The sequence below is a fragment of the Pseudofrankia coriaricola genome (assembly GCF_001854805.1).
Taxonomy (GTDB): Bacteria; Actinomycetota; Actinomycetes; order Frankiales; family Frankiaceae; genus Pseudofrankia.
In genome coordinates, this window is sequence record NZ_MBLO01000213.1 from 23,963 (window position 1) to 47,736 (window position 23,774).

The 23,774-nt window shown below is 72.4% G+C and carries 15 protein-coding genes; 6 read left to right on the forward strand and 9 right to left on the reverse strand.

Translation table 11 applies throughout. From position 1 onward, the window contains the following. The first annotated feature begins 510 nt into the window (after positions 1–510). Both guaA and BCD48_RS24300 read left to right on the forward strand, forming a co-directional pair. Positions 511–2,094 carry a glutamine-hydrolyzing GMP synthase gene (gene guaA / locus BCD48_RS24295; RefSeq protein ID WP_071050688.1) on the forward strand — a complete coding sequence of 528 codons (1,584 nt, stop codon included), beginning with the start codon at positions 511–513 and terminating at the stop codon, positions 2,092–2,094. A gap of 582 nt (positions 2,095–2,676) precedes the next feature. After that, positions 2,677–3,957, forward strand: coding sequence for a threonine ammonia-lyase (locus BCD48_RS24300; RefSeq protein ID WP_083419122.1), 1,281 nt, complete (start codon positions 2,677–2,679; stop codon positions 3,955–3,957). A 252-nt stretch (positions 3,958–4,209) separates the two neighbouring features. Here BCD48_RS24300 and pcrA read toward each other — a convergent pair whose 3' ends face one another. Together pcrA and BCD48_RS24310 are read right to left on the reverse strand one after the other, a co-directional pair. Then, on the reverse strand, positions 4,210–6,783 hold the full coding sequence (pcrA, locus tag BCD48_RS24305; protein ID WP_071050689.1) for a DNA helicase PcrA: 2,574 nt from the start codon (positions 6,781–6,783) through the stop codon (positions 4,210–4,212). Between the two features lie 268 nt (positions 6,784–7,051). After that, the gene (locus BCD48_RS24310) at positions 7,052–7,756 is read right to left on the reverse strand and encodes a DNA alkylation repair protein (protein WP_083419123.1); all 705 of its coding nucleotides are present in this window, start codon (positions 7,754–7,756) and stop codon (positions 7,052–7,054) included. A 216-nt stretch (positions 7,757–7,972) separates the two neighbouring features. Here BCD48_RS24310 and BCD48_RS24315 point away from each other — a divergent pair, with 216 nt between their 5' ends. The 3 genes from BCD48_RS24315 (at position 7,973) to BCD48_RS24325 (ending at position 12,679) form a co-directional block, all read left to right on the forward strand. Beyond that, on the forward strand, positions 7,973–9,640 hold the full coding sequence (locus BCD48_RS24315) for a hypothetical protein (RefSeq protein WP_131804099.1): 1,668 nt from the start codon (positions 7,973–7,975) through the stop codon (positions 9,638–9,640). A 43-nt stretch (positions 9,641–9,683) separates the two neighbouring features. Then, positions 9,684–11,330 (forward strand): bifunctional ADP-dependent NAD(P)H-hydrate dehydratase/NAD(P)H-hydrate epimerase, encoded by a 1,647-nt coding sequence (locus tag BCD48_RS24320; protein WP_071050691.1) that lies wholly within the window; start codon positions 9,684–9,686, stop codon positions 11,328–11,330. A gap of 128 nt (positions 11,331–11,458) precedes the next feature. Continuing rightward, positions 11,459–12,679: an alpha/beta fold hydrolase gene (locus BCD48_RS24325; protein ID WP_083419124.1), complete on the forward strand. Its 1,221-nt coding sequence runs from the start codon at positions 11,459–11,461 to the stop codon at positions 12,677–12,679. On the opposite strand, the gene tsaD is transcribed toward BCD48_RS24325, so the two are convergent. The 5 genes from tsaD to BCD48_RS24350 form a co-directional block, all read right to left on the reverse strand. Further along, a complete protein-coding gene (tsaD, locus tag BCD48_RS24330; RefSeq protein ID WP_071050693.1) occupies positions 12,656–13,741 on the reverse strand; it encodes a tRNA (adenosine(37)-N6)-threonylcarbamoyltransferase complex transferase subunit TsaD in 1,086 nt (361 codons plus the stop codon). The two genes, BCD48_RS24325 and tsaD, sit on opposite strands and share 24 nt — an antisense overlap. Further along, a complete protein-coding gene (gene rimI, locus BCD48_RS24335; protein WP_083419125.1) occupies positions 13,738–14,364 on the reverse strand; it encodes a ribosomal protein S18-alanine N-acetyltransferase in 627 nt (208 codons plus the stop codon). Before rimI ends, tsaD begins: the two co-directional genes overlap by 4 nt. After that, positions 14,361–15,065: a tRNA (adenosine(37)-N6)-threonylcarbamoyltransferase complex dimerization subunit type 1 TsaB gene (tsaB, locus tag BCD48_RS24340; protein WP_071050694.1), complete on the reverse strand. Its 705-nt coding sequence runs from the start codon at positions 15,063–15,065 to the stop codon at positions 14,361–14,363. The genes rimI and tsaB overlap by 4 nt, the downstream gene beginning before the upstream one ends. Positions 15,066–15,165: 100 nt before the next feature. Next, positions 15,166–15,702, reverse strand: coding sequence for a tRNA (adenosine(37)-N6)-threonylcarbamoyltransferase complex ATPase subunit type 1 TsaE (tsaE, locus tag BCD48_RS24345; protein WP_071050695.1), 537 nt, complete (start codon positions 15,700–15,702; stop codon positions 15,166–15,168). A gap of 138 nt (positions 15,703–15,840) precedes the next feature. Then, entirely contained in the window at positions 15,841–16,137 is a 297-nt protein-coding gene (locus tag BCD48_RS24350; RefSeq protein WP_071050696.1) for a hypothetical protein, read from the reverse strand. Positions 16,138–16,369: 232 nt separating this feature from the next. On the opposite strand from BCD48_RS24350, the gene BCD48_RS24355 reads away from it, so the two are divergent. Beyond that, a complete protein-coding gene (locus BCD48_RS24355) occupies positions 16,370–17,968 on the forward strand; it encodes a hypothetical protein (protein WP_071050697.1) in 1,599 nt (532 codons plus the stop codon). A gap of 132 nt (positions 17,969–18,100) precedes the next feature. Here the strand turns inward: BCD48_RS24355 and BCD48_RS24360 are convergent, their stop codons facing one another. After that, the gene (locus BCD48_RS24360; protein WP_071050698.1) at positions 18,101–20,632 is read right to left on the reverse strand and encodes a D-alanine--D-alanine ligase family protein; all 2,532 of its coding nucleotides are present in this window, start codon (positions 20,630–20,632) and stop codon (positions 18,101–18,103) included. Between the two features lie 479 nt (positions 20,633–21,111). Next, positions 21,112–23,613: an alanine racemase gene (gene alr, locus BCD48_RS24365; protein WP_071050699.1), complete on the reverse strand. Its 2,502-nt coding sequence runs from the start codon at positions 23,611–23,613 to the stop codon at positions 21,112–21,114. Positions 23,614–23,774: the final 161 nt, after the last annotated feature.

The following is a 23,774-nucleotide window of genomic DNA, read 5'->3' on the forward strand; positions in this document are numbered from 1 at the left end:
AGCGGTACCGCGTTAGTGCGTGAAAGGCGGCTACCTTACGCCATGTACTAGGAAGCCACGAGTTGTGCCCCTGATGCGCGCCTCATGAGGCCCGGAGACGCGCCGGACACCCCCGAGATCCGAGGACGATGTCGCACGCGTCACCGCTCGCTTACCCACAGGTCACCCACGAAGCGACCCTGGTCGCCGACCGTGGCGCATGTCGGTAACGGTACGGGGCGATCTGGGCGCCACAGGAACTTCCCCTCCATCAATCCCCCTATGTGGTCGCCGAACGTTCCAAGTCAGATACAGATTGTCGGGATTTGTCAATCCCGAAAATTCGGCCCGGCTCTTCGCCGCGGCCGCGGCCGGCCCTCGAGCATCTCGGCGGCACGCCAGCGCGGCCCCGCCATGGGCGCGTCTCCGTAGACTTGGCAGGTGAGCGCTCCCCACAGGCCGACATCGCCGCCTTCAGGTCAGTCGCCGCCTTCAGGCCAGTCGCCGCCTTCAGGCCAACCGGCAGGACCCGTGCCAGGAGGCCCCGCCGGCCGAACCGGCTACGACACCGCCCTGGTCATCGACTTCGGCGCCCAGTACGCGCAGCTGATCGCCCGCCGAGTGCGGGAGTGCCACGTGTACTCCGAGATCGTGCCGTGGAACACGCCGGTGGCGGACCTGCTGGCCCGCCGCCCGGCAGCCGTGATCCTCTCCGGCGGCCCCAAGTCCGTGTACTCCCCCGGTGCGCCGCGGGTGGACCCGGCGCTGTTCGACACCGGCATCCCCGTGCTGGGCATCTGCTACGGCCACCAGGTGATGGCGCAGGCCCTCGGCGGCACCGTCGAGCGCACCGGGACCGCCGAGTACGGCGCCACGGAGCTGGCCGTCACCAGCCCCGGGGTGCTTTTCGACGGCCTGCCGGTCCAGCAGCAGGTCTGGATGTCACATGGCGACGCCGTCACCGCGGCGCCCGCCGGTTTCGAGCTCACCGCGGCGACACGGTCGACTCCGGTCGCCGCGTTCGAGGACGTCCGGCGCGGGCTGTTCGGCGTGCAGTTCCACCCCGAGGTGCTGCATACCGAGCACGGCATGGATGTGCTGCGGCGCTTCCTGCTGCACGGCGCGGGTGCCCGCCCGGCGTGGACGATGGTCAACATCGTCGACGAGGCGGTCGCCGCGGTTCGCGCCCAGGTCGGCGACGCGAAGCTGATCTGCGCGCTGTCCGGCGGCGTGGACTCCGCGGTCGCGGGCGCGCTCGTGCAGCGGGCCGTCGGCGACGCCCTCACCTGCGTCTTCGTCGACCACGGCCTGCTGCGGGCCGGCGAGGCCGAGCAGGTCGAGCGCGACTTCGTCGCGTCCACCGGCGTCGAGCTGGTGCACATCAAGGCCGCCGACCGCTTCGCCGCGGCGCTGGCCGGGGTCACCGACCCGGAGCAGAAGCGCAAGATCATCGGGCGCGAGTTCATCCGAGTCTTCGAGGAGGCCGCCCGCGAACTGGAGGCCCGCGCGGAGGCCGCCGGCAGCCGCATCGAGTACCTCGTCCAGGGCACCCTGTACCCGGACGTGATCGAGTCCGGTTCCCCGGACGCCGCGAAGATCAAGTCGCATCACAACGTTGGCGGCCTGCCGGAGGACCTCCAGTTCGGCCTGGTCGAACCATTGCGGATGCTGTTCAAGGACGAGGTGCGCCGGCTCGGCGAGGAGCTCGGCCTGCCCGAGGAGATCGTCTGGCGCCAGCCGTTCCCCGGCCCGGGGCTCGCCGTGCGGATCATCGGCGAGGTCACCCAGGAGCGGCTGGACATCGTGCGCGCCGCCGACCAGATCGTCCGCGACGAGATCCGCCGCGCGGGGCTCGAACGCGAGATCTGGCAGGTGTTCGCCGTCCTGCTGGCCGACGTGCGCACGGTCGGCGTCCAGGGCGACGAGCGCACGTACGGCCATCCCGTCGTGCTGCGCGCGGTGACCAGCGAGGACGCGATGACGGCGGACTGGGCGCGGCTGCCGGCGAACGTCCTGGAGCGCATCAGCAACCGCATCGTCAACGAGGTCCCCCAGGTCAACCGCGTCGTCTACGACATCACCTCCAAGCCCCCGGGCACCATCGAATGGGAGTGATGGGGCGCTGGACGCGCCATCACTCTGTCGGGCGCTGAGCGCCCTCCCCGCGTTGGTTCCGGGTCCAGGTATATGGGGGTGGTTCGCCTGGACCCGGCGGACCATGTGGCTGGGTTGGTACTGCGCTGAAGGCGCCGTCACCGGATGTGGCCAAGTCGCGCGACTCGCTCACCACGACCACCCCACAGCCCGACCGCCACGTAGCTGGCGGTGGCCGGGCTGGACCCGGCGGACCATGTGGCTGGGTTGGTACTGCGCTGAAGGCGCCGTCACCGGATGTGGCCAGGTCGCGCGACTCGCTCACCATGACCACCCCGGCACGGGACCACGGGTCGAACTTGCCGCTACTGTAAACGGTTATAGTAGCCGTTATGCGACGATGAGTAGTCGGTTTGACGGGGGTAGGGGTGGCGGAGCAGGCTGGAGAGGTGCAGCAGCACCTCATGGCCATTACGTGGGCGCGCGACTAAGATCGTCACGACGATCAGGCCGCGCGCCCAGCCTTCCGCGTCTGCGGGGGGCTTTTTTGTTTGCCGCGGCCACGGCGCACAGGTGGCCGCCCAGCCACCAGGAGCAGCCCCGATGACCAAGCCAGCAGCGACAACGCCGTCGCCGCGCGCCTCCGACGCCGCCAGCAAACCGGGCGCGACCAGGGCATCCCGGACCTCCCAGCAGACCTGCTCGATCGGCTCCGCCGATCGAGCAGGAACCCCGGGCTCCGCAAGCTCCCAGACCTCCCCGATCGGCTTCGCCGATCGAGCAGGAACCCCGGATCCGGCAGGAACCCCGGCCCAGGCGTCGCCCATCGACCAAGCCGACGACGTAGAGGGAACTACAAGCCAGCCAGACGATGACGCCGAGGTCGTCGACGCCGCGGCCCTGCTCCGGACGGTCGACGTCGAGCGGGCCGCCGCCACTCTCGCCGGCGTCTCCCGGCTCACCAGGGTCGTCCGGCACCCGGGACTCGGCCTGCGCGCGGGCGCGCCGATCTGGCTGAAGTGCGAGAACGAGCAGCACACCCGGTCGTTCAAGCTGCGCGGCGCCTACAACCGGGTGGCGCAGGCCGACCCGGCGCGGCGGGCCCGCGGCCTGGTCGCGGCCAGCGCCGGCAACCACGCCCAAGGTGTCGCGTACGCGGCGGCTCAGTTCGACGTCGAGTCGACGATCTTCGTCCCAAGCGGCGCGAACCCGGTCAAGGTGGCCAGGACTCGCCGCTGGGGCGCCCGCGTGGAGCACGTGGACGGCGGTGTCGAGGCGGCGCTCGCCGCCGCCGAGGCGTTCGCCGCCGACGGCGGCCGGCTGATGGTCCACCCCTTCGACGATCCGGCCGTGATCGCCGGCCAGGGCACGGTCGGGCTGGAGCTCCTGGAGCAGGTACCCGGTCTGCGCACCGTCATCGTCGGCATCGGCGGCGGCGGGCTCGGGACCGGGATAGCGGCGGCGCTGGCAGCCCGCGACGCGGACACCAGGGTCATCGGCGTGCAGGCGCGGAGCGCGCCCGCGTTCGCCGACTCGTTCCACGCCGGCCGGCTGCTGTCGGTCGCCGCCGACACCGTCGCCGACGGGATGGCGGTGCGCACTCCCGGCCGGCTCACGCTCGCGCTCGCCGCGTCCCTGCTCGACGACGTCGTGACCGTCGACGAGGACGCGTTCTGGGAGGCGATGGTGCTGCTGCGCCGCACGGGCGGGCACGTCGTCGAGCCAGCCGGCGCCGCCGGCGTCGCCGCACTGCTGCGCCACCCGGACCTCGCGCAGGGCCCGACCGCGGTGGTCCTCTCAGGCGGCAACCTCGATCTCGCCACCGCCGACCGCGTCACCTCCCTGGCCACCGCCGCCACCATCCCCGTCGCCCGCACCTGCTGAGGCGTGCGGCGCTGGACGCGCGCCCTGCCTGTCGGACGCTGAGCGTCCTCCCAGCGTGGTACCGGATACAGGCGTATGGCCGTGGTTGATGTGGTGCCGGGCTGAGGACGGGGCTGAGTTGGCGCTGCGCTGAAGGCGCCGTCACTTGCAGTGCTGGCGCGGGTGGACCGCCCGCCCGTTCGGCACGTCCCGGACCTGCCGGATCGACGGAGCTTACGGAGTCAATCCGGCAGGGACCCGGGCCCGCCCGCCTCAGAGCTTGGTGAGGGGGGCGTAGCGCAGGAGGAGGTCCTTGGTGCCGGTGCCCTCGCCGAAGTCGACCTTCGCCTGGGAAGACTCGGCGACGCCGCTGGTGGCGATAACCACGCCCAGGCCGAACACGTCGTGGGTGACCCGGTCGCCGGCCGAGAGCTGGATGATCGGGCGGCTGGCCGGACGGGAACGGGCCTGCCCTGCCGGGGAACCGGCGGGCGAGCCGCTCCTGGCGCCGGCGGTCCCGCCCGCGCCGCGGCCGGCGCCACCGAACCCGCCGCCGCCCGAGCCGAAGCCGCCGCTGGGGCTCGCCGGGGCGGGGGCCAGGCGGCGCCAGTCCAGCAGGTGCTCAGGGACCTCGGTGAGGAAACGCGACGGCGGGTTGTAGGCGGGCTGGCCCCAGGCGCTGCGGACCAGCGAGCGCGTCAGGTACAGGCGCTGGCGGGCCCGAGTGATGCCGACATAGGCGAGCCGGCGTTCCTCTTCCATCTGTGTCGGGTCGCCGAGCGTGCGCATGTGCGGGAAGATGCCATCCTCGAGCCCGGTGAGGAAAACCACCGGAAACTCCAGGCCCTTGGCGCTGTGCAGGGTCATCAGTGTGACGACGCCGTCCGAGCCGTCGTCGGACGGTATCTGGTCAGCGTCGGCGACGAGCGAGACCTGCTCGAGAAAACCGGCGAGCGTGCCCTCGGGGAAGCGCTGGACGTACTCCCGGACGACCTCGACCATCTCCTGGAGGTTCTCCACCCGGCCCTGGGCCTCGATGGTGTCCTCGGCGACCAGCTCCGCGAGGTAGCCGGTTCGCTCCAGGATGGCCTCGGCCGTCTCGACCAGGTCGCCGGCGGCGGTCTCGCGCAGCTCGTCGAGCAGCGTGGCGAACTCGCGGATGGCCTTGGCGGAGCGGGTCGCCAGCCCCGGCACCTCGCCTACCCGGCCGAGCGCCTCGGCGAACGGGATGCGCTCCCGCTCGGCGAACGCGGCGAGCATCGCCTCGGCCCGGTCACCGATCCCGCGTCGGGGCACGTTGAGGATGCGTCGCAGGTTGACCGTGTCAGACGGGTTCGCCAGCACCCGCAGGTAGGCGAGCAGGTCGCGGATCTCCTTGCGCTCGTAGAAGCGCACACCGCCGACGACTCGGTAGGGCAGGCCGACGCGGATGAAGATCTCCTCAAAGACCCGGCTCTGCGCGTTGGTCCGGTAGAAGACGGCCACGTCGGCGGGGCGGGCGTGGCCGTCATCGGTGAGCTTGTCGACCTCCTCGGCGACGAACGCGGCCTCGTCGTGCTCGTTGTCGGCGACGAAGCCGACGATCTTCTCGCCGTCGCCGGCGTCCGACCACAGCCGCTTCGCCTTGCGCTGGCTGTTGCGGGCGATGACGGCGTTGGCCGCGGACAGGATGGTCTGGGTGGAGCGGTAGTTCTGCTCCAGCAGCACGACCCTCGCGTCCGGGAAGTCCTGCTCGAACTCGACGATGTTGCGGATGTCCGCGCCGCGGAACGCGTAGATCGACTGGTCGGCGTCGCCGACTACGCACAGCTCGGCCGGCCCCGGCATGCCCTCGTCGGCCGCCCGGCCGGCCGTCGAGACCGAGCTGTGCCCCGGGTTCACTCCGTCGCCGCCCTCGCTCCGAGGCCGTCCTCCTTCGTCGGACGTCCACTCCGCGAGCTTGCTCCTGCGCTCACTGCCGACGAGCTCGCGGATGAGCGTGTACTGGGCGTGGTTGGTGTCCTGGTACTCGTCGACGAGTACGTGGCGGAACCGGCGGTGGTAGTGCTCCGCGACGTCGGGGAACGCCTGCAGCAGGTTCACCGTCGTCATGATCAGGTCGTCGAAGTCCAGCGCGTTGGCCTCGCGCAGCCGGCGCTGGTAGAGCGCGTACACCTCGGCGACGGTCCGCTCGGGGTGGCTGGCGGCCTTGGCCTGCGCGGTCTCGTGGTCGATCAGCTCGTTCTTGAGCGTGCTGATCTGGGCGGCGAGCCCCCGGGCTGGGTGGCGCTTGGCATCGAGGTCCAGGTCGCGGCAGACCAGCGTGATCAGCCGCTGCGCGTCGGCTGCGTCGTAGATCGAGAACGAGGAGCCGAACCCGAGCCGCTTCGACTCGTTACGCAGGATCCGCACGCAGGCCGAGTGGAAGGTGCTGACCCACATGGCCCGCACCCGGCCGCCGACGAGCGCGCCGACCCGCTCCTTCATCTCGTTCGCGGCCTTGTTGGTGAACGTGATCGCGAGGATCTCGCCGGGGTGCACCTTGCGGGCGGCGAGCAGGTAGGCGATCCGGTGGGCGAGCACCCTGGTCTTGCCGGAGCCGGCACCGGCGACGATCAGCAGCGGCGAGCCCTCGTGCACCACGGCGGCGCGCTGCTGCGGGTTCAGCTCGGCCAGCAGCGCGTCCGGGTCCAGGCGCGGCGTCGGCCGCCGTCCCTCCGCGGCTGGCGCGGTGACCGGGGCAGCGGCCAGCACGGCGGGGGCGAACATGTCGTACGGGTCGTACGGCTCGTAGGCCGCATCGCCCGCCGGGACACCCGCACCGGGGGCACCCGCGCCAGGGGTCATGTCGTCGAAAAGGGTGCTCATGATTCCTCGATCGTACGTTCGAGAGGCCGTTCGCCCTGGCCGGCACGGAAATCGGGGGTCGGTCGCTGGCGAACTAGGCATAGCCCCGTGGATTCGATCCGCCGGGGCGGATCGAATCCACGGGGACCCCAGCGGCTTCTGACTGAACTAGGGCACCACGCGGCGACCTCGGGGCGCTCAGCACCGCTGGGCGCGATGCAAGCGATGCCATCTGTCGACACTACGTAGCTTTGGAGCCGTCAAGTAACTACGGCTCACCATTGCGTGACTAGGGACCGACATTGCGCAGCGCCTCCCGCCGGGAGAGCGGGGAGAGCCGGTCCGCCCGCGTGGCGACGTAGCGGCGGACCTCGTCGGGGTCCGTCCAGGCATACTGCCGCAGCGCCCAGCCAATGGCCTTGCGGAGGAAGAAGTCGGGATCGTCGAGGTTCACCTCGATACAGGCGTAGAGCAGGTCCAGGTCCGTGCTCTTCTTCGCGCCGAGCTGGCAGATGATCGACGTGCGGCGCAGCCAGCGGTCGGGGTCGCGGCTCCAGCGCAGCATCACCGGCCGCAGGATCTCGGGGCTCGCGGCGAGCAGCGGCCCGACGCGGCGCGAGGCGACCTCATCGACGTAGTCCCACCAGGCGCCGGTGACGATCATCTCCTGATAGAGGGGCAGCACGTCAGGGGTCCAGTACGCCAGGTAGGGCCGGTGGCCGGTCAGCGCGATGGCGGCGTAGCGCTCCTCGCGGAACCCCGCCTCCCGCCAGAGCCGCAGCACCGCCGTCTGCCAGTCCGTCACCGTCTCCAGCCGGTGCGCGGCGAGGGCGGGCCGCAGCGCCTGCTCCCTCGGCGGCTTCGGGACACCGAGGTAGGGCATCGACGACTTCATGTAGGCCTGCATCCCCGGCGCCTTCGCCGGGTCCGCCGCCGCGGCCAGGGCCGCTCGTACCGCGTCGACCAGCCGGTCCACCGCCGGGGAGGAGTCCACGGCCGAATTGTCGTCCACGAGGTGGACGGGCCAGGTATCGGCAGGCCGCGGACCCGCGCCGAACAGGGCGCCATACCTCCAAACGGCGGCACCCAACGCAAGCCCGCCTGCCCGCGCCCGCCTCGGCGGAAGGCGAGCATGCGCGGCGTACACGGCGTACCTGGCGAAGCGCCATACTTGTCACGGATCTCTGACAAAGCGTGATGGGTGGGCCGCATGGGGAGCTGGCGTCGGCTGTGGCGGGTCGGCGGGAGTCCGAGCGTCGACGACGGCCATGCCGACGACGAGATCCCGGCAGGGATGGACCCGTCGGCGCGCCCGACCTCGTCGTGGCCTCCTGGAACAGGGACCTGGGACGAGATCGGGTCGGCGCGGCAGCCGACCAGGCCGCCGCGCAACTGGGTTGGTGGGATACCTGCCTGGGTTCGAACGCCCACCTGGGTCCGAATGCCCACCTGGGCACGCCCACGCGCCCGCACGCTGCTCGGGGCCGGGACAGCCCTCGCACTGGTGGTGGCGACGACGACCGCCCTCACGGTCACGCCCGCCGGCAGGGACTGGGCCTGCGACCAGCTCGATCTGGGGTGCCCCCCACCGTTCCGGATCGCGGTACAGGCCGACCCAGGCTCGGTTGGGCCCAGCGATACCGACGCCCCGGGGACCGCCAGCTACGTGTTCAGCGGTGAGACGCGTGACCTCGGGCCGCCGCCGGACGGCCGGGAGGACTGCCGCGGGTGGGCCGCCTGGGCGGCCTCGATCGGCGCGGCATCGGCGGGCGCCACGCCGTTGCGCCTCGACGTTGCCGCGACCGGGCAGGACCAGGTGCGCGTGGTCGGCTTCACGCTCCGAGTCGGCGAGGACATCAAGTCTCCCTCCGCTGATGCCTCTCCCGCCAGACTTTCGTTGACCTGCACCACATCGCCGGACGCGGAGCGGCCGACGGCGCGGCAGCCTGGCACGGAGCGGCCGACCTCGGAGCAGCCGACCGAGGTGATACCGGCCGAAGTGACGACGTTGGACCTGGACAGCCGCCTGATCACCTCTCAGGATCCGGTCGTCGCCACGTCAGGAGAGCAGGCTCTACCGATCGCGCCCGGCATAACCACATCGTTCGCGGTCACCACGACGACATCGACCTGTGACTGCCGCTGGCGGGTCGAAGTCGAACTGCTGGTCGGCGACGAGCGGCAGGTGGTCACCGTCGGCCCGGACGGCGCTCGCCCCGGCACCGCGGCCGACAATCCCGACCAGCCGTCCTTCGAGACGACGACAGCGGATTACACCGGTCTCCCTGTCCACTACGTCGCCGGACGGTGGCAGTACGACCGGGGGAACGAGCCGACCACGTCATATCCGTATCCGTCCACTCCCGTGTGCCCGCTCGCGTCCACCTCCGAGGTCATCGCGGCACTGGACTCGGTGGGCGTGACGGCGAGAAGCACCACCCGGTTCAGCGCCGGAGCAAACCAGGACACGGACGACCCTGGCACGCGGGAGACGGCGGTCTGCTCGTGGCGGCTCCCCTCCGCGTCGACGGATCTGGGCGCCGTCATCCTCGTGGGCGCCACGACGGTGGACGAAGCGGCGGCACGTACCGTGTTCGCCGCGTGGAAGCAGGCATTTTCATTCTCGGACGCCATCGTGGATCAATGTGGCTTCCTGTCCAGCAACCCTCCGGTCGGCCTCGCGGCGGTCGGGGATGTCGGCGACGAGGCGGCCGGTAATCCTGGCTGGCTGGTCGCCCGGGCCGGGAACCGGATCGTCCGCGCCAGCGTGTGCGCCCCCGCGGGCGGCGACGGCGATCCGGCTCGCGCGCCGGCGGCGCCCGGCGACCTGGCGGGGCTGCGCATGGTGACGCAGGCGGTCCTGGGCAGCACGTGGTGACGTGACGAGCGCCTGAAGGGTGCTGGCGCGGGAGGATGACGGCATGCGTGCTGCTCATACCGTGGCCCAGGTACGCGCCGCCGAGGCGCCGTTGCTGGAAGGCCTGCCGCCCGGGGCTCTTATGCAGCGGGCGGTGCACGGGCTGCTCGGTCACGCCGTGCGCCACCTCGGCCGCCGGGTCTACGGACGACGCGTCGTCGTGCTCGCGGGCGGCGGGGACAACGGCGGGGACGCGCTGTGGGCCGGGGCGCGCCTGGCCGCGCGCGGCGCCCGGGTGGACGCGCTGGTCCCTGGTCGGACCCACCCGGAAGGTACGGCCGCGTTGCTCGCCGCCGGCGGCCGGCTGCACCGCGTCGTCGCGCCGGGCGACGTCCCAGCCGAGCCGGCCGAGGACGGCTCAGAGGCACTGCCGGATGACGCGGCCGCCGCGCTGCTGGCAAGGGCCGACCTCGTGCTGGACGGGCTGCTGGGGATCGGGGGTCGGGCCGGGCTGCGCGGGGCCTACGCCCGGCTCGCGGAGCTGGCCGCGCCGGAGCGGACGATCGCCGTCGACGTGCCGAGCGGGGTCGACGCGGACACCGGGGCCGCCCCGGGCACCGCCGTGCGGGCGGCCCTGACCGTGACGTTCGGGACGTACAAGCCCGGCCTGCTGCTCGGCGACGGTGCCGCGCACACCGGGGAGCTGGCACTCGTCGACATCGGCCTGGACCTGCCGGCCCCCGACCTGGTCGCGCTCGACGACGCGGACGTCGCCGCGCTGCTGCCGGAGCCGGGGCCGGCGGACTCGAAGTACACGCGCGGCGTGCTGGGCCTCGTCGGCGGCAGCGACCGGTACCCCGGAGCGGCCGTGCTCGCGACCGGCGGGGCGCTGCGCGGTGGCGCCGGCTACCTGCGGGTCGTCGCCGAGGCACGGGCGGCCGAGCATGTGCGCGGCGCGCATCCGGAGACGGTGGTGACCGTCATCGAGCCGGGTGACGCCGACGCGATGCTCGCGGCCGGGCGGGTGCAGGCCTGGGCGTTCGGCCCGGGAGTCGTGCCCGACGTGGCGGCGCGCCGCCTGCTGGACGCCCTCGTCGCCACCGACCTGCCGCTGCTGCTCGACGCCGGCGCTCTCGACCTGTTCGCCGACGCGTTCGCCGCCGGCTTCCCCGCCCGGGCCGGCGCGGGCGTCGGCGTCGGTTTCACCTCCGGCTTCGCCGGGGGCGGCGGCGCGACGGGCAGCGGCACCGACGCGTCGACCGGCCGCGACGTCCTGGCCCAGCGCGCCGGGCCGGTGGTGCTGACGCCGCACGAGGGCGAGTTCGCCCGGCTCACCGCGACGGCGCTCGGCTGGGATGCCGCCGAGACCCGGCGGGAACTGGCCGGCGACCGGCTCGGCACGGCCCGCCGCGCGGCCGCGGCGCTGGGCGCGACGGTGCTGCTCAAGGGCAACCGGACGCTCATCGTCGGCCCGGACGGCGCGGCCCGGGTGAACACCACGGGCACGCCCTGGCTCGGCAGCGCCGGCACGGGCGACGTCCTCACCGGTCTCGCGGGCTCCCTGCTCGCCACCGGTCTCGGCCCGCTCGACGCGGCCAGTGCCGCCGCCTACCTGCACGGCGTGGCCGGCCAGCTCGCCCCCCGCCCGCTGTCGGCCTCGGACCTTCCCACGACGCTTCCCGCCGCGATCGCGCGCGTCCTCGCCGGGTAGGTATCACGCCGATGGGCATGGTTGATGCTCCGGTGGGCGGATAACTGGATACTCGCCGGTGCATCATCGGATGAGGCCGGTCGCGACCGGCTGGTAACCAGCTGGGTCGGCGAGCGGCGAGGTGGGCGGTGGCGGGCGCGGCAGCGGGAGTCGGCGGTCTCGTGCGGGGCGCCGCGACAGGCGCCGCGGATCTGGTGGGCGCGGCGGCCGGCTCGAAGGCCGTCAGGCGGACGGGCGGCGGTCTGGGCCTGGCCGGGGCGGTGATCGCCGCCGGCCTGATCGCCGAGCGCCACGCGGTCAAGCGGGCGAGAGCTCTACCGGACGTCCCCGTCGAGCAGCGGCCGGGCCCGGTCACCGGCCGCGCCACGACCGTGATCGCGACCGACGGCGTTCCCCTGCACGTCATCGTGAGCGGCCCGGATGACGTCAACGCGCGCCGCGCCGGCCGCCTGGCGCCGGACAGCCCGACGCTCGTGTTCGCGCACGGGTTCTGCAACACCTCCGCGTCGTGGTGCTTCCAGCAGCGGGCGCTGGTGGACCTCGGCCCGATGGTGTTCTACGACCAGCGGGCGCACGGCCACTCCGGGCCGTCCGAGGTGTCGCGCTGCACGATCGACCAGATCGCCGACGATCTGTACGCCGTGCTCGAGGCGACGGTGCCGACCGGACCGGTGGTGCTGGTCGGCCACTCGATGGGCGGGATGACCATCCTCGGCCTGGCCGAACGCCACCCGGAGTTCTTCGACGACCGCGTCGTCGCGGTGGCGCTGCTGTCGACCAGCGCCAGCGATCTGGCGCGGGTGACGTTCGGTTTCCCGGCCGGGGTGACGGCGGCGGTCCGTCGGGTGCTGCCCGGGCTCGCCGTAGGCATGCGCCACACCCCGTCGTTGTTCGAGCGCGCCCGGTTGCGCGGCACCGACCTGGCGTACTCGATCACCCGGCGGGTCGGCTTCGGCACCACCGACGTCCCGCCGTCCGTGGTCGAGTTCCTGGAGGACGAGATCGCCGGCACGCCGATCTCGGTCATCGGGTCGTTCCTGCCGACCCTGCTCTCCCACGACAAACTGGCCGCCGCGGCCGTGCTGCGCCACGTCCCCACGCTGCTCATGGTCGGCGACCACGACCTGATGACCCCGCTGCCGCACAGCCGCACGCTCGCCGACGCCCTGCCCGAGGCCGAGCTCGCCGTCGAGGAGGGCGCGGGGCACGCGCTGCCGCTGGAACGACCGGACGCGGTCAACGAAAAGATCCGGGCCCTCATCGCCCGCGCGCACCCGGCCCGCCCCTCTCGACTGCCCCGGCTGTGGCAGCGCGCCGCTGGCTGGTCAGGCTCCCAGCGGGAGGGTTGACGAGGCGGGCAGGTCCAGCGGGGACGGGGCGACGCCGGCAGCCGCCTTCAGGGAGCCGAGGGCGGCGACCATCGCGCCGTTGTCGGTGCAGAGGCCGGGCCGCGGCACGCGCAGCGTGATGCCAGCCGCCTCGCAGCGCTCGGCGGCGAGCACGCGCAGCCGGCTGTTCGCGGCCACGCCGCCGCCGATGACCAGCGTGTCGACGCCGTGCGTCCTCGCCGCCGCGACCGCCTTCGCGGTCAGCACGTCGACGACGGCCTCCTGGAACGACGCGGCCACGTCGGCGACCGGCACCGGCTCGCCCGCGCGGCGCCGCGCCTCCACCCAGCGGGCGACGGCCGTCTTCAGCCCGCTGAACGAGAAGTCGAAGGTGCCGTCGCCGGCCTTGCCTCGCGGGAACGGGATCGTCGGTGTCCCGTCGCGGGCCGCGCGGTCGATCGGCGGGCCGCCGGGAAAGGGCATCCCGAGCAGCCGCGCGACCTTGTCGTAGGCCTCGCCGGCCGCGTCGTCGACGGTGGCTCCTAGCGAGACCACCGGTGCGGCCGCGAGGTCCTCGACGAGGAGCAGCGACGAGTGGCCGCCGGACACCAGCAGCGCGACCGACGGCGACGGCAGCGGGCCATGTTCGAGGGTGTCGACGGCGACGTGCGCGGCGAGATGGTGGATGCCGTAGAGCGGCACCCCGAGAGCGAGTGCGTACGCCTTGGCGGCCGCTACGCCGACCAGCAGCGCCCCGGCGAGGCCGGGGCCGGCGGTGACGGCGACGGCGTCGATGTCGGACGCCTTCGCGCCCGCCGTCGCCAAGGCCCGCTCGATCGTCGGCACCATCGCCTCCAGGTGCGCCCGGGCGGCGATCTCCGGGATGACGCCGCCGTAGCGGGCGTGTTCGTCGACCGACGAGGCGAGCGCGTCGGCGAGCAGCACGCCGTCGCGCACCAGCCCGACACCCGTCTCGTCGCAGGACGTCTCGATCCCCAGGACCAGCGGGGCCGGTGTGCGCGAGACCGGCGTACGCGGGACCGGAGTGCCCGAGGCCGTCCCGTTCGGTGCCGGCCGAGTCATGTCGCTCCTTCCGTGGGTCTGCTCGCCGACGTGCCGCCGGCGCCCACCGCGTCCGCGCCCGTCGTCTCGGCCGGCGCGGCGCCGTCCTTCTGGGCAAGCGCGGCCCAGGCCGCTTCAAGCTGGGCGCCGTAGCCGGGGGTGTCGATAGGGCGGGCCCGCATGACGTAGGCGTCGCCGCCGGACGGCTGGTAGTAGTTGCGGCGCAGCCCGATGTCGACGAAGCCGAGCCGGGTGTACAAGGCGCGGGCGGCCAGGTTGTCGGTACGCACCTCCAGTCCGCAGCTGCGTGCCCCTCGCCGGCGTGCCTCCAGCAGCAGCGCGACCATCAGCCGGGCACCGAGCCCGCGGCCCCGGCAGGCCGGGTGTACACCAACGGTCTGGATGTACGCCTCGTCGTCGGCGACCGCGAGCCCGGCATAGCCGACGATCCGGCCATCCACCAGAGTCGCGAGGTAGTGCCGGCTCGCTCCCTGGGCCAGCTCGGACCAGAACATCTCCGGCGTCCACGGGTCGACGTCGAAGACGACCCGCTCCATCTCGGCGACCTCGGCGAGGTGCCACCAACGCAACGGCGCGAGCTCGACGGCGGGCCCGCCCGGGGGTGGCCCACCGCCGGCGTTCACCCGGTCACCGCCTTGGCCGGGTGCGGCTCGGCCACGTCCGGCCGCCGCAGGTAGATCGGTGTCAGCGGCGCGGGGGCGCGGCCGGCGAGCAGGTCGGGCGCCGCGAGCGCGGCGAGAACCGCGGGATCCGGGTACTGGGCCGCCGCCACACCGGCGCCGGCGCCGGCCGCGACGACGTTCGGGAACACGTCCGGGTAGAGCGCCAGCCCAGGCCCGACGACAACGTCCACTCCATCGGCGCGCAGCAGCTCGGCGGCACGGCCCGGCCGGTCGACCGCCGGGCCGGCGATCCGCTCGCCGTCGGCGTAGCCCGCCCAGAACACCTCCCGGCGACGGGCATCGGTGACCACGCCGGTTCGTCCGCTCGTCACGGCGCCGATTCCGTCCAGCGAGCAAACGCCGTGACAGGTCAGGCCCAGGGCGGCCGCGAAGGTCGCGGCCGTGACGATCCCGACCCGGAGGCTGGTGAACGGGCCGGGCCCCAGCCCGACGACCACGCCGGCGAGATCCGCCGGCTTGACGCCTGCCTCGGCGAGCGTGTCCCGCATGAGCGGGCTGAGCAGCTCCCCGTGCCGGCGAGCGTCGACGACCTGAGGGGAGGCCAGTGGACGCATCGCTCCAGGTCGAGGAGCCGCGTCCGGTATCTGGACGAGCGCCACCGAGCAGGCCGGCGTCGAGGTGTCAAGGGCGAGCACCAACACCCATCCAGCCTACGGACCGAGACCGGCGAGCTCCGCACCGATCCAATGGCCCCACGGGTCGGCTAGGTCCGCCGGTCCGCCGGTCCGCCGGTCAGCCGGGTCAGCCGGTCGGGTTAGCGATGAGCACGGCGGAGAGGCGGGTCGACCAGTCGGGGCCGGTGGGCGTCAGGCGGACGCGGCGGGCTTCGCCGGCCTCGTCGCCTTCGGGGCGTTCGATGTCGACGCGCAGGTGCTCCTGCGTGAGCTGCTCGACCCGGCCCGCGCCCCATTCGACGACGGTCAGCGCCACGTCGGTGTCCGCGTCAAGGTCCAGGTCGTCCACCTCGGCCACGCCGCCGAGCCGATAGGCGTCGACGTGCACCAGTGGCAGCCGGCCGCCGGCGTGGACCCGGGCGAGCACGAACGTCGGCGACGTCACCGGCCCGCGCACGCCGAGCCCGGCGGCGATCCCCTGCACCAGCACGGTCTTGCCCGCGCCGAGCGGACCGGCCAGCACGACCAGGTCCCCCGGCCGCGCGGCATCCGCGACCCGGGCGCCCAGCGCCCGCATCTGTTCTGGCGTCTCGACCACGAGCGGGTCCGCCCAGGCGGGTGGCGCGGTGCCCGGTGACGCGTCAGACGAGCGTGAGGTCGTCATCGGCCCATCATCCATCCGCCCGTGCCGCCAGCCGGCCGGGGCCGCCCCGCGGTCGGGGTCAGCGGGCGGATGACGGCCCGCCGGCGCGGCGGAACACCCAACGCCCCGCTGGCCGGCATACCCGGCGGCCAGGGGTGGTCAGTGGGAGCAGCCAGGCCCGCAGCCGCCGCCACTGGCGACGCCGCCGAAGGCGCCGCGGCCGGGACGCACCCTGATCACCTTCGGGGCGGCCTCGGCCACCGCGACCTTCTCGATCTGCTCACGGGTGGTCAGCGTGAGCATCACCGGCGCGCCGGCCCCGCCCGGCCCACCCACCGCCTCGGGCTCGTCGAACTCATCGAGCCCGTCGAGCCCGTCGAGCTCCTCAAGGTCCATCCCACCGGCCGGGCCGGTCGCCGTGGTCGGGTGCCGGCCGTCTCGTCGCCAGAGCCTCACGTCGCGCTACCTCCGCCTTCTCGTCCCGCTACGGACTTTTGTCCAGCTATGACTCCCGGCCCCATCGCCCGTCGGACCGGGCGCACTTCCAGCTCGACGGTAGGTCACTTCCACCGCCTCGTCTCGCCGACCTCGGACGCCGCGGCGTTCCGCCACAGATCTGGCGAACCGTGCGCGGCCCGGAGATGCTGATCGGGATGCTGATCGCGTCCTTCCCGGAAGGAGGGATCACGTGGCGGGCACGGACGGTCACTGGCGGCCCGACGACCCGGCCGGCGCTCCTGAACGGGATCACGTCGGCTCGGCGCGAAACCCCGACGACCCGGACGGCCCACTCACACGCCTGCTGACCGCCGCGTCCGGGGCGGCGCGCCGGCTGCTCGCCCGGCCGGGCGGCCGGATCCTGGTCACGGTGGGCGCCGTCGTGCTGCTCGCGGGCGCGGGCGGCGCCGTCTGGTTCGCCACGGCCGACCCGCCGCCCACCGGCCCCAGCTGCGACGGAGCCGGCGTCGTCTGCTCCCGCACGGCGCGGTTCGCCGCCCAGACGGACCCTGACCGCGCCATTCTGAACCTGTCCGGCGCCCCCGCCGTCGCCGGCGCCGGCGCCGTCGGCGAGAGCTACGTGACCACCCGTCCGGTCGACTCGCTGCCGCCGCCGCCCTCCGGCGGCCGGGACGACTGCGCGGGACGGGCCGCCTGGGCCGCATCGGTCGGCGCGGCCCAGGCCGACATCTCGCCGGTGCGACTGGACGTCAGCGCCCGCCGGGATGTGCCGGTCGAGGTGCTCGGCTTCGCGGTCCACATCGACGCCAGCCGTGTCGACGAGCCCGAGGGCGCCCTGCTCACATGCACGGGTGCGGCGCGGCCGGACCGGTACTCCCACCCTGTCCATCAGCTCCCGCAGGCGCGGGCGCTGGCCCGGTCCGAGGCGGTGCTGCTCGACCTCGCGCGCACCACGTCCGAGCTGATCCCGCCGCGGCCGGACGTCGCCGCCGTCACCGTCCCGCCATCCCCGCGCACGGTCGAGGTGGCGCCGGGGCGGACCGAGTCGATCCTCGTCGCAGGCCTCGCCGGCGGCTGTGACTGCCGGTGGCGGTTGGAAGTCTCGCTGGTGGTGGACGGTGAGCGGCAGGTGGTCACGGTCGGCCGGGATGGCGCCCGTCTCGGCCCGGCGGATAGCAACCCGGGGCAACCGCCGTTCCGGACGGTGTCGTCGACGATGCTCACCCCGTACCGCTACCTCGAGGGCCGCTGGCAGCCGGCCGAGCTTCCCCTGGGCGCCGCCCAGCCGGTCTGCCCGCTGCTGCCGTCCACCGAGATCGCGGCCGCGTTCGGCTGGCAGACAGCCGACTCCGTCCCGTTCTTCCAGACCAACGCGTTGGAGAGCGACGCCGTGGGCGCCTCCGGCCGGCTGGCGCGCGGGGTGTCCTGCGCCTGGCAGGCCGACCCGGACCGTTACGGCCGGGGCAATCTCGACGTCGCCCTGCTGGAGCTCGGGGACGTCGACGCCGCCCGCGCCGAGTTCGAGGCCCAGCGGGCGCTGCTCACGAGCGAGCCAGCCCTGTTCGACTGCGACCCGGGGTCGGCCGCCGGGAGCCTGGCGCCGGTCCCGGTCCCGGTCGCCGGGCTGGGCGACGACGCGGTCCGCACACCGGGCAGGCTCATCGCCCTGGCCGGTATGAAGGTCGTCCACGTCGAGCTGTGCTCCGCGCCGCTGCCCGACCCGAACCAGCCCTCGCCGTCCACGCCGACGCCGCCGTCGACCACCTCGGGAGTGGTCGGCGACCCGGCCGCCCTCGCCCGCCTGGCCCGTGTGGCCCTCGCCGCATAGCGGCAGGTGCCGCGCGGTTCCGCGGGCTGGCGACCCGGTCGGCGACGTACCCGTGTCGCTGTCGATCGTCTACGTCGCCGGCGCGCTTGCGGCGTGGCGGCCACCATGCTCGCCCAGCTCACGCGAGTCGTGTCAGTGGGTCACCGCCGTGTGACGGTCCGGCTCAGCCGGCGCCGATGACGGGCGAGGCACCCGCCCCGCCTGTGCGCCGGACGGCTCATGCGCCACCGCAAGATCAAGGATGCGCTCCAGCAGCTCGCGCGGCGTGGCCGGCTCCTCCTCCGCCAGTCCCTGGTGGTAGAAGACCGTCGCCGGGGTGAGGCCGGGCAGGCTGTTCGCCTCAATAACGATGATCTCGCCGGTCTCCCGGTGCATGAACGCGTCGATGCGGCCGTAACCCGCCATCCCAAGAGCATTCGCGACGCGCGCGATGCGGGTCTTCGCCGTCTCGACGGCCTCGGGCTGGACCCGTCCCAGCGGAGCGGTCGGCGGTGGAGTGATGTTGATGCCCGTACCGCCCATGAACTTCTCCTCCAGGCTGAGGATGCCCAGGTCGGCGATCGCCAGGCTGGGATTCATCGCGGCCATGTGTCCCTCGGGCCCGATCACCCCGACGGTGACCTCGATCCAGCCGGTGTCCCGTTGCCGGCCCCAGGTCAGCCTGCTCGCGCCCGTGCCGCCCGTGCCGCCCGTGCCCGTGCCGTCGGTGCCGTCGGGGCCGTCGGCCACGCGCACGTCGTCCGTCTCGATGAATTCCTCGAAAAGGAGATGGCCGCCTCGCTGGGTCGGAAGTTCGATGATCTGCCCAGAGGTCAGCAGGGAGAACTCGTCGCCGCTCAGGCGGGTGGCGCCCGCGTTCAGGAGCCGGAGATACCGGCCGAGATCGGCCGCCGTGCCGAGCGGGACGACCCCGGCCGAGCAGCCGTCGTCGAGCGGCTTGACAATAACCCGCTGACCGCCGCAGTGATCGAGGATTTCGCCCCACAGCGCGGCCACCGCCTCGGCATCCGCCGCCGCGGGAGTCTCCATCCGCAGCCTGCGCGCGGTGTAGATGCCCTCGTCAGCAAGCTCGCCGACGATCTCCCCGGTCGCGTATTTGTCCATGCAGCGGCGGGACGCCTCCGGGCCCGAGCCGTTGTACCGGACCCCGCGGCGGTCGAGCATCGCCTGCAGGGTGCCGTTCTCGCCCATTCCGCCGTGCAGCGCGATGAAGACCAGGTCGTTTCGGTCGAGGAACTCGTCCATGGTCATGCGCTCGGGCGGGCTCGCGGGCGCGTTCAGGGCCGCGTCCGCGAGTCCGAGACGCTTGCGGATCGGGTCCGCGAGCGCGTGCCGCTTCGGTTCGTCCCGCTGCCCGCTCCGGCACGCCTCAAGAATCTCCTCGACGGAATGACGCAGCGCCGATGAGTACGACAGCCGCCAGACCGAGCCGTCGGGGTCGAGCAGGTGGGGCCGGGGCAGGTAGCGGCTGGAGCCCAGAAGCTTGAGCCAGACGTTCGTCCCGCTCAGGACCGAGACCTGCCGCTCGGCCGTCGCACCGCCGAACAGGACCGCGACGGGACGCCGCTGGCCGGTCGCGGCCGTATCGGCTGGTTCCGGCTCCTCCCAGGTAGTTCCCGCACGCCTGGCGGCCGTACGCAGGACGAGCCGAAGGATGTCGCCGTGGGTCAGCCCGATCTGAGCGGCCTGGACGAACAGGAAGCTGTTCTGCTCCATCCCGCTGATCAGATTCACATCGGAAACCACCAGCGTGCCGTCGGGCTGCAGCCAGCCGTCGATCCGCGCGAAGTCCCGAAGGCCGAGCACCCGGAAGACGTCCTCCGAGAGGCCTCGCACCTCCGCGGTGACGTCCAGGCCCCAAGACGGCGGGCAGCGGTAGTGGACGTCGTCGCTGGCCAGGTATTTCCGCCGGTAGTCGAAGATCTCGTCGTCACTCGACATGTTGTTGAGCTGGATCTCGACCGGGATGAGAGCGACCGGTCCGGACAGCCCGTCGACCACGACGGTCGTGACCTCGGTCCCCGACATCCACGGCTGCGCCAGGACCCGCTCGTACCGCCCGAGCAGCATACGGAGAACCCCGCCCGCGGCGGCCAAGCCGGCGACGACGTGAACGTCGATGCTGGACCCGCCCTGGGCGGGCTTCAGGACCAGTTTCCCGGACTGCTCGAACGCCGCGGCCAGGGTGGCGTCAACGTCCGCGTCCGGCATGTCACGGGTGAAGAGCGTGGATGGCACGGTCCTGATGCCATGGGCACCGAGAGCCTGGCAGGCGCGGAACTTGTCGAAGGCCACCTCACATGCGGCGGAACCCGAGCCGACGAACGGGACGCCGACCTCTTCCAGGAGCGCCTGCAGCCGCCCGTCCTCGCCGAAGGCGCCGTGCATCGCCGGGAACACCAGATCGACCGTGCGCAGCCTGTCCGCCAGCGCCTCCGGCGAAAGCCTCGAGCCGGGGTCAAGCTTGAAATCGAAATCCGACGGCGTGTTGCAGTACAGCAGGCTGGGCGATATCGCGTACGGGTCACAGCGGCGGTCGAAATAAATGACCTCACCCAGACGGACGGTCCCGTCGGCCAGATGGTCAGCCACCGAACGTGCCGAGTTGAGCGAGATTCCGCGCTCCTCGGACGGACCACCCAGAAGCAACGCGACGTTGATCATCTTTCCTCGTCTCGAGTGTGGCCCTGGGGCCGTCCATCCGCTCGGGGTCAGTCGCGTGAGATCGGCCTAGGCCAGCTCACAGGCGTCCCAGCTCCCAGGTTCACACCCCCGGGCCCGCTCGCACGATCCTAGGTCCGCCAGATGAAGACCGCTCCGACACCTTGCGGGAGTGCGCTACTTCCGTTACCGATGGTAACGGACCTCTCAAAGCGGCTCGGGTCGTCGATGTCGAAACGTGCCCGCGAGTGGCAGCGGTACAGCACGGTTTCAAGCACCGAGGGCCGATCCCGTTCAGGTTGATGGAGATCTACGCCAAGCCGTGCACCGCGTACCGTTCAGAAAGACCGGGTAGCACTGCACGGTGGATGGATACGGAAACGAGGCAAAAGGTGACAGCGGACACCTTCGGCGTTCTCCAGCTCGAGATGGTGCCGCCCCGGTTTGGCGCTGTCCGCCACGCCTGGACGGAGCCCGGCTGACTAGTGCTGTGTGAAGACCCGCTGCACCCGCGGACCGACGCCGGTCAGCAGTTCGTGCGGGACGGTCCCCATCGCCTCGGCCGCCTGTTCGATTGGAAGCGAAAATCCGGCGTACTGGCCGAAGACGAGGACGTCGTTGCCGAGATGGGCATCGGGATGTTCGGAGATGTCGATCGCCATGGAGTCCATCGACACCGAGCCCGCGATGTTGCATCGCCGGCCGTTGACCAGGACGAACCCGACGTTGCTGAACGACCGAGGCACCGAGTCGTAGTAGCCCGCCGGAATGAGGGCGATACGCCGTCCGGGCACCGTGGCGCGGTACCGACCGCCGTAGCCCGCCCAGTCACCGGGCTCCATGTCGTGGATCTCGACGATCCGACTCACCAGGCCGATCGCCGGCGTGAGACTGACCATCGACGCGGTCGCCGCCGACGGATGGATCCCATATAGGCCGAGACCGATGCGGACCATGTCGAGCCGCGCCTCGGGAAAGCGCACCGTGCCGGCCGTCGCCGCCGCGTGTCGCAGCACGTTACGGAAACCGAGCTCGGAGGCCGCCGCCCACACTTTCTGGAACTTGTCGAGCTGCTCCTGGGTGAGCCCGTCGTCCTTGGGGTCGTCGGCGCATCCGAGGTGGGTCATCAGGCCTGTCAGACGCAGACCACTTCCGCTGATGCGCTTCAGGGCGTCGATGGCCAGGTCCGGGTGAAGACCGGTGCGGTGCATCCCGGAGTCGACCTCCAGATGCACCTCGATGGGGCGGCCAAGGCGGCCCGCCGTGCTGACGACCGCGTCCAGCACCTCCTGGGAGTAGACCAGCGGCGTCAGGCCGTGCCGCACCATCTTCTCGATCTCCTCGGGCAGCCCGAGGAAAACAAGGATGGGCATCTGGACCCGGGCCCGGCGCAGCGTGATCCCCTCATCAGTGGTCGCCACGCCCAACCAGTCGACACCCGTCTCGCGCAGGCAGTGCGCCAGGCTGACCGGATTGGTGCCGTAGGCGTCGGCCTTGACCACGCCCATGAGCCTGGTGTGCGAGCCGACCATCTGGCGGAAGGCGGCGACGTTGCTTCTTACCGCCGCGAGGTCCACGAACATTCGGGTCGGTGCCGTGTTCTCCACCAGCCGGCGCCATACTCCGGTGACGAGGGTCTCCCGCACGGCGTACACGAATGCGACGTCGTCCGGTGTGAGCTCGGTTGCGACGAACTCCCTCATCCGGTCCGTGTCGGCGAACAACCGCGCCCGGGGGCCGCCGGTCTCGGTTCCGAGCCCGGCTGTCACGGCCTCGTGCGCCTTGGCCTGGAGACCGCAGACAACGTCCACCCGCTCCGCGAGCAGGATAGATCCCACCCGGCGCAGGTCTTCCTCGGCGACCTCCCGGTCGAAAGGGTCGGCCAGCAGAACGAAGAGACGGCCCGTCGCGCCCAGCAACGTTCGCGCGGTCCGGATCGCGCTGCTGAGCGCCAGCGGGTCGATGGTCGCCACGTCACCGACGACCGTGGCGCCATCGGCGCGACGCCACATCTCCATCCGCGTCGACGTCGGTGTGTAGTCCGCAAACGTGTCGAGCAGCGAACGAGGCTCGGCGCCCAGCAGTGTCGCGGCCGACATGGCGAGCCCGATGTCGCCGAGCACTTCGCGCGAAGGCGTTGGCAGCACGAGATCGCGCGACAGCCCATCAGGGAGGGTGGCCGTGACCAGCAGGCCCTGCCGGACATGCGTGGGCTGGGACAGCCTTGGCAGCTCGGGGGACTCGCCGGCCACCACGACGGGAACCCCGGCCGACGCCTCGGCCCAGCCCCGCAGCTCGGCGTCGTCGGCCCCGAGCAGCACCGACCCGCCGGCCGGCAGCTCCGTCACCATGGAGAGCAGCTCGCGCGCGTAGGACTCGCGGTCCCCGAAGTTCTGCAAATGCCGCGTTCCCAGGTTGGTGAGAACGGCCATGTCCGGCCGCACCATCCGTCGGAGGCGTTCCATCTCACCAGTGCGGGTGGCGGCAGCCTCGAACACGGCGATCTCGGCATCCGGCGGACAGTCGAGCATGGCGAGCGCCACTCCAAGCTGGCTGTTGTAGCTGCCCGAACTGCCGTAGACGTGCCGCGTCGCGCCGATGGCGTGAACCAGGGCATCCTTGGTCACCGTCTTGCCGTTGCTTCCAATGACCGCTACCACTGTCGCGGCCAGCCTGGAACGCCACCAAGCCGCCAGCCGCTGCAGCGCGGCGAGCGGGTCCGGCACCACGATCAGCGGACCGGACACAGGGTCGGGAAGGCGGAACCCGGCCGAGACGACCGCGGCGACCGCGCCGCCCGCCAGCGCTCTCGACACGAACTGGTGCCCGTCCAGACGGCCCCGCAGGGCGAAGAACACGCTGTCCGACTGAAGCCGCTCGGAATGGATCGCCACGCTGTTGATGGACAGGTCGTCGTCATCGCCGGCGGCGAGCAGCTCACCCTCGACGATCGAGACCAGCATTCCCAACGGGATCCGATCCATTCGCCCTCCTTCACCCTCTACCGCAAGACTAGAGCGCGTCCACGAAGGCGGCGACTCAGCCTCCGCGACGAAGCAACGGGTGGCACGGATCAACCACGGGTAGTAGTCACCTGCAGGCAACCGATGAGGAGAGCGGCCCCTCGACGACCGCGGTCGGCAGC

Excerpts from the sequence above, each read along its gene's own strand:
- BCD48_RS24320 (WP_071050691.1), top strand. The coding sequence starts at position 9,684 with ATGCGTGCTGCTCATACCGTGGCCCAGGTACGCGCCGCCGAGGCGCCG.
- tsaE (WP_071050695.1), bottom strand. The coding sequence starts at position 15,702 with ATGACGACCTCACGCTCGTCTGACGCGTCACCGGGCACCGCGCCACCC.
- tsaD (WP_071050693.1), bottom strand. The coding sequence starts at position 13,741 with ATGACTCGGCCGGCACCGAACGGGACGGCCTCGGGCACTCCGGTCCCG.
- BCD48_RS24360 (WP_071050698.1), bottom strand. The coding sequence starts at position 20,632 with ATGATCAACGTCGCGTTGCTTCTGGGTGGTCCGTCCGAGGAGCGCGGA.
- BCD48_RS24300 (WP_083419122.1), top strand. The coding sequence starts at position 2,677 with ATGACCAAGCCAGCAGCGACAACGCCGTCGCCGCGCGCCTCCGACGCC.
- pcrA (WP_071050689.1), bottom strand. The coding sequence starts at position 6,783 with ATGAGCACCCTTTTCGACGACATGACCCCTGGCGCGGGTGCCCCCGGT.
- alr (WP_071050699.1), bottom strand. The coding sequence starts at position 23,613 with ATGGATCGGATCCCGTTGGGAATGCTGGTCTCGATCGTCGAGGGTGAG.
- BCD48_RS24315 (WP_131804099.1), top strand. The coding sequence starts at position 7,973 with ATGGGGAGCTGGCGTCGGCTGTGGCGGGTCGGCGGGAGTCCGAGCGTC.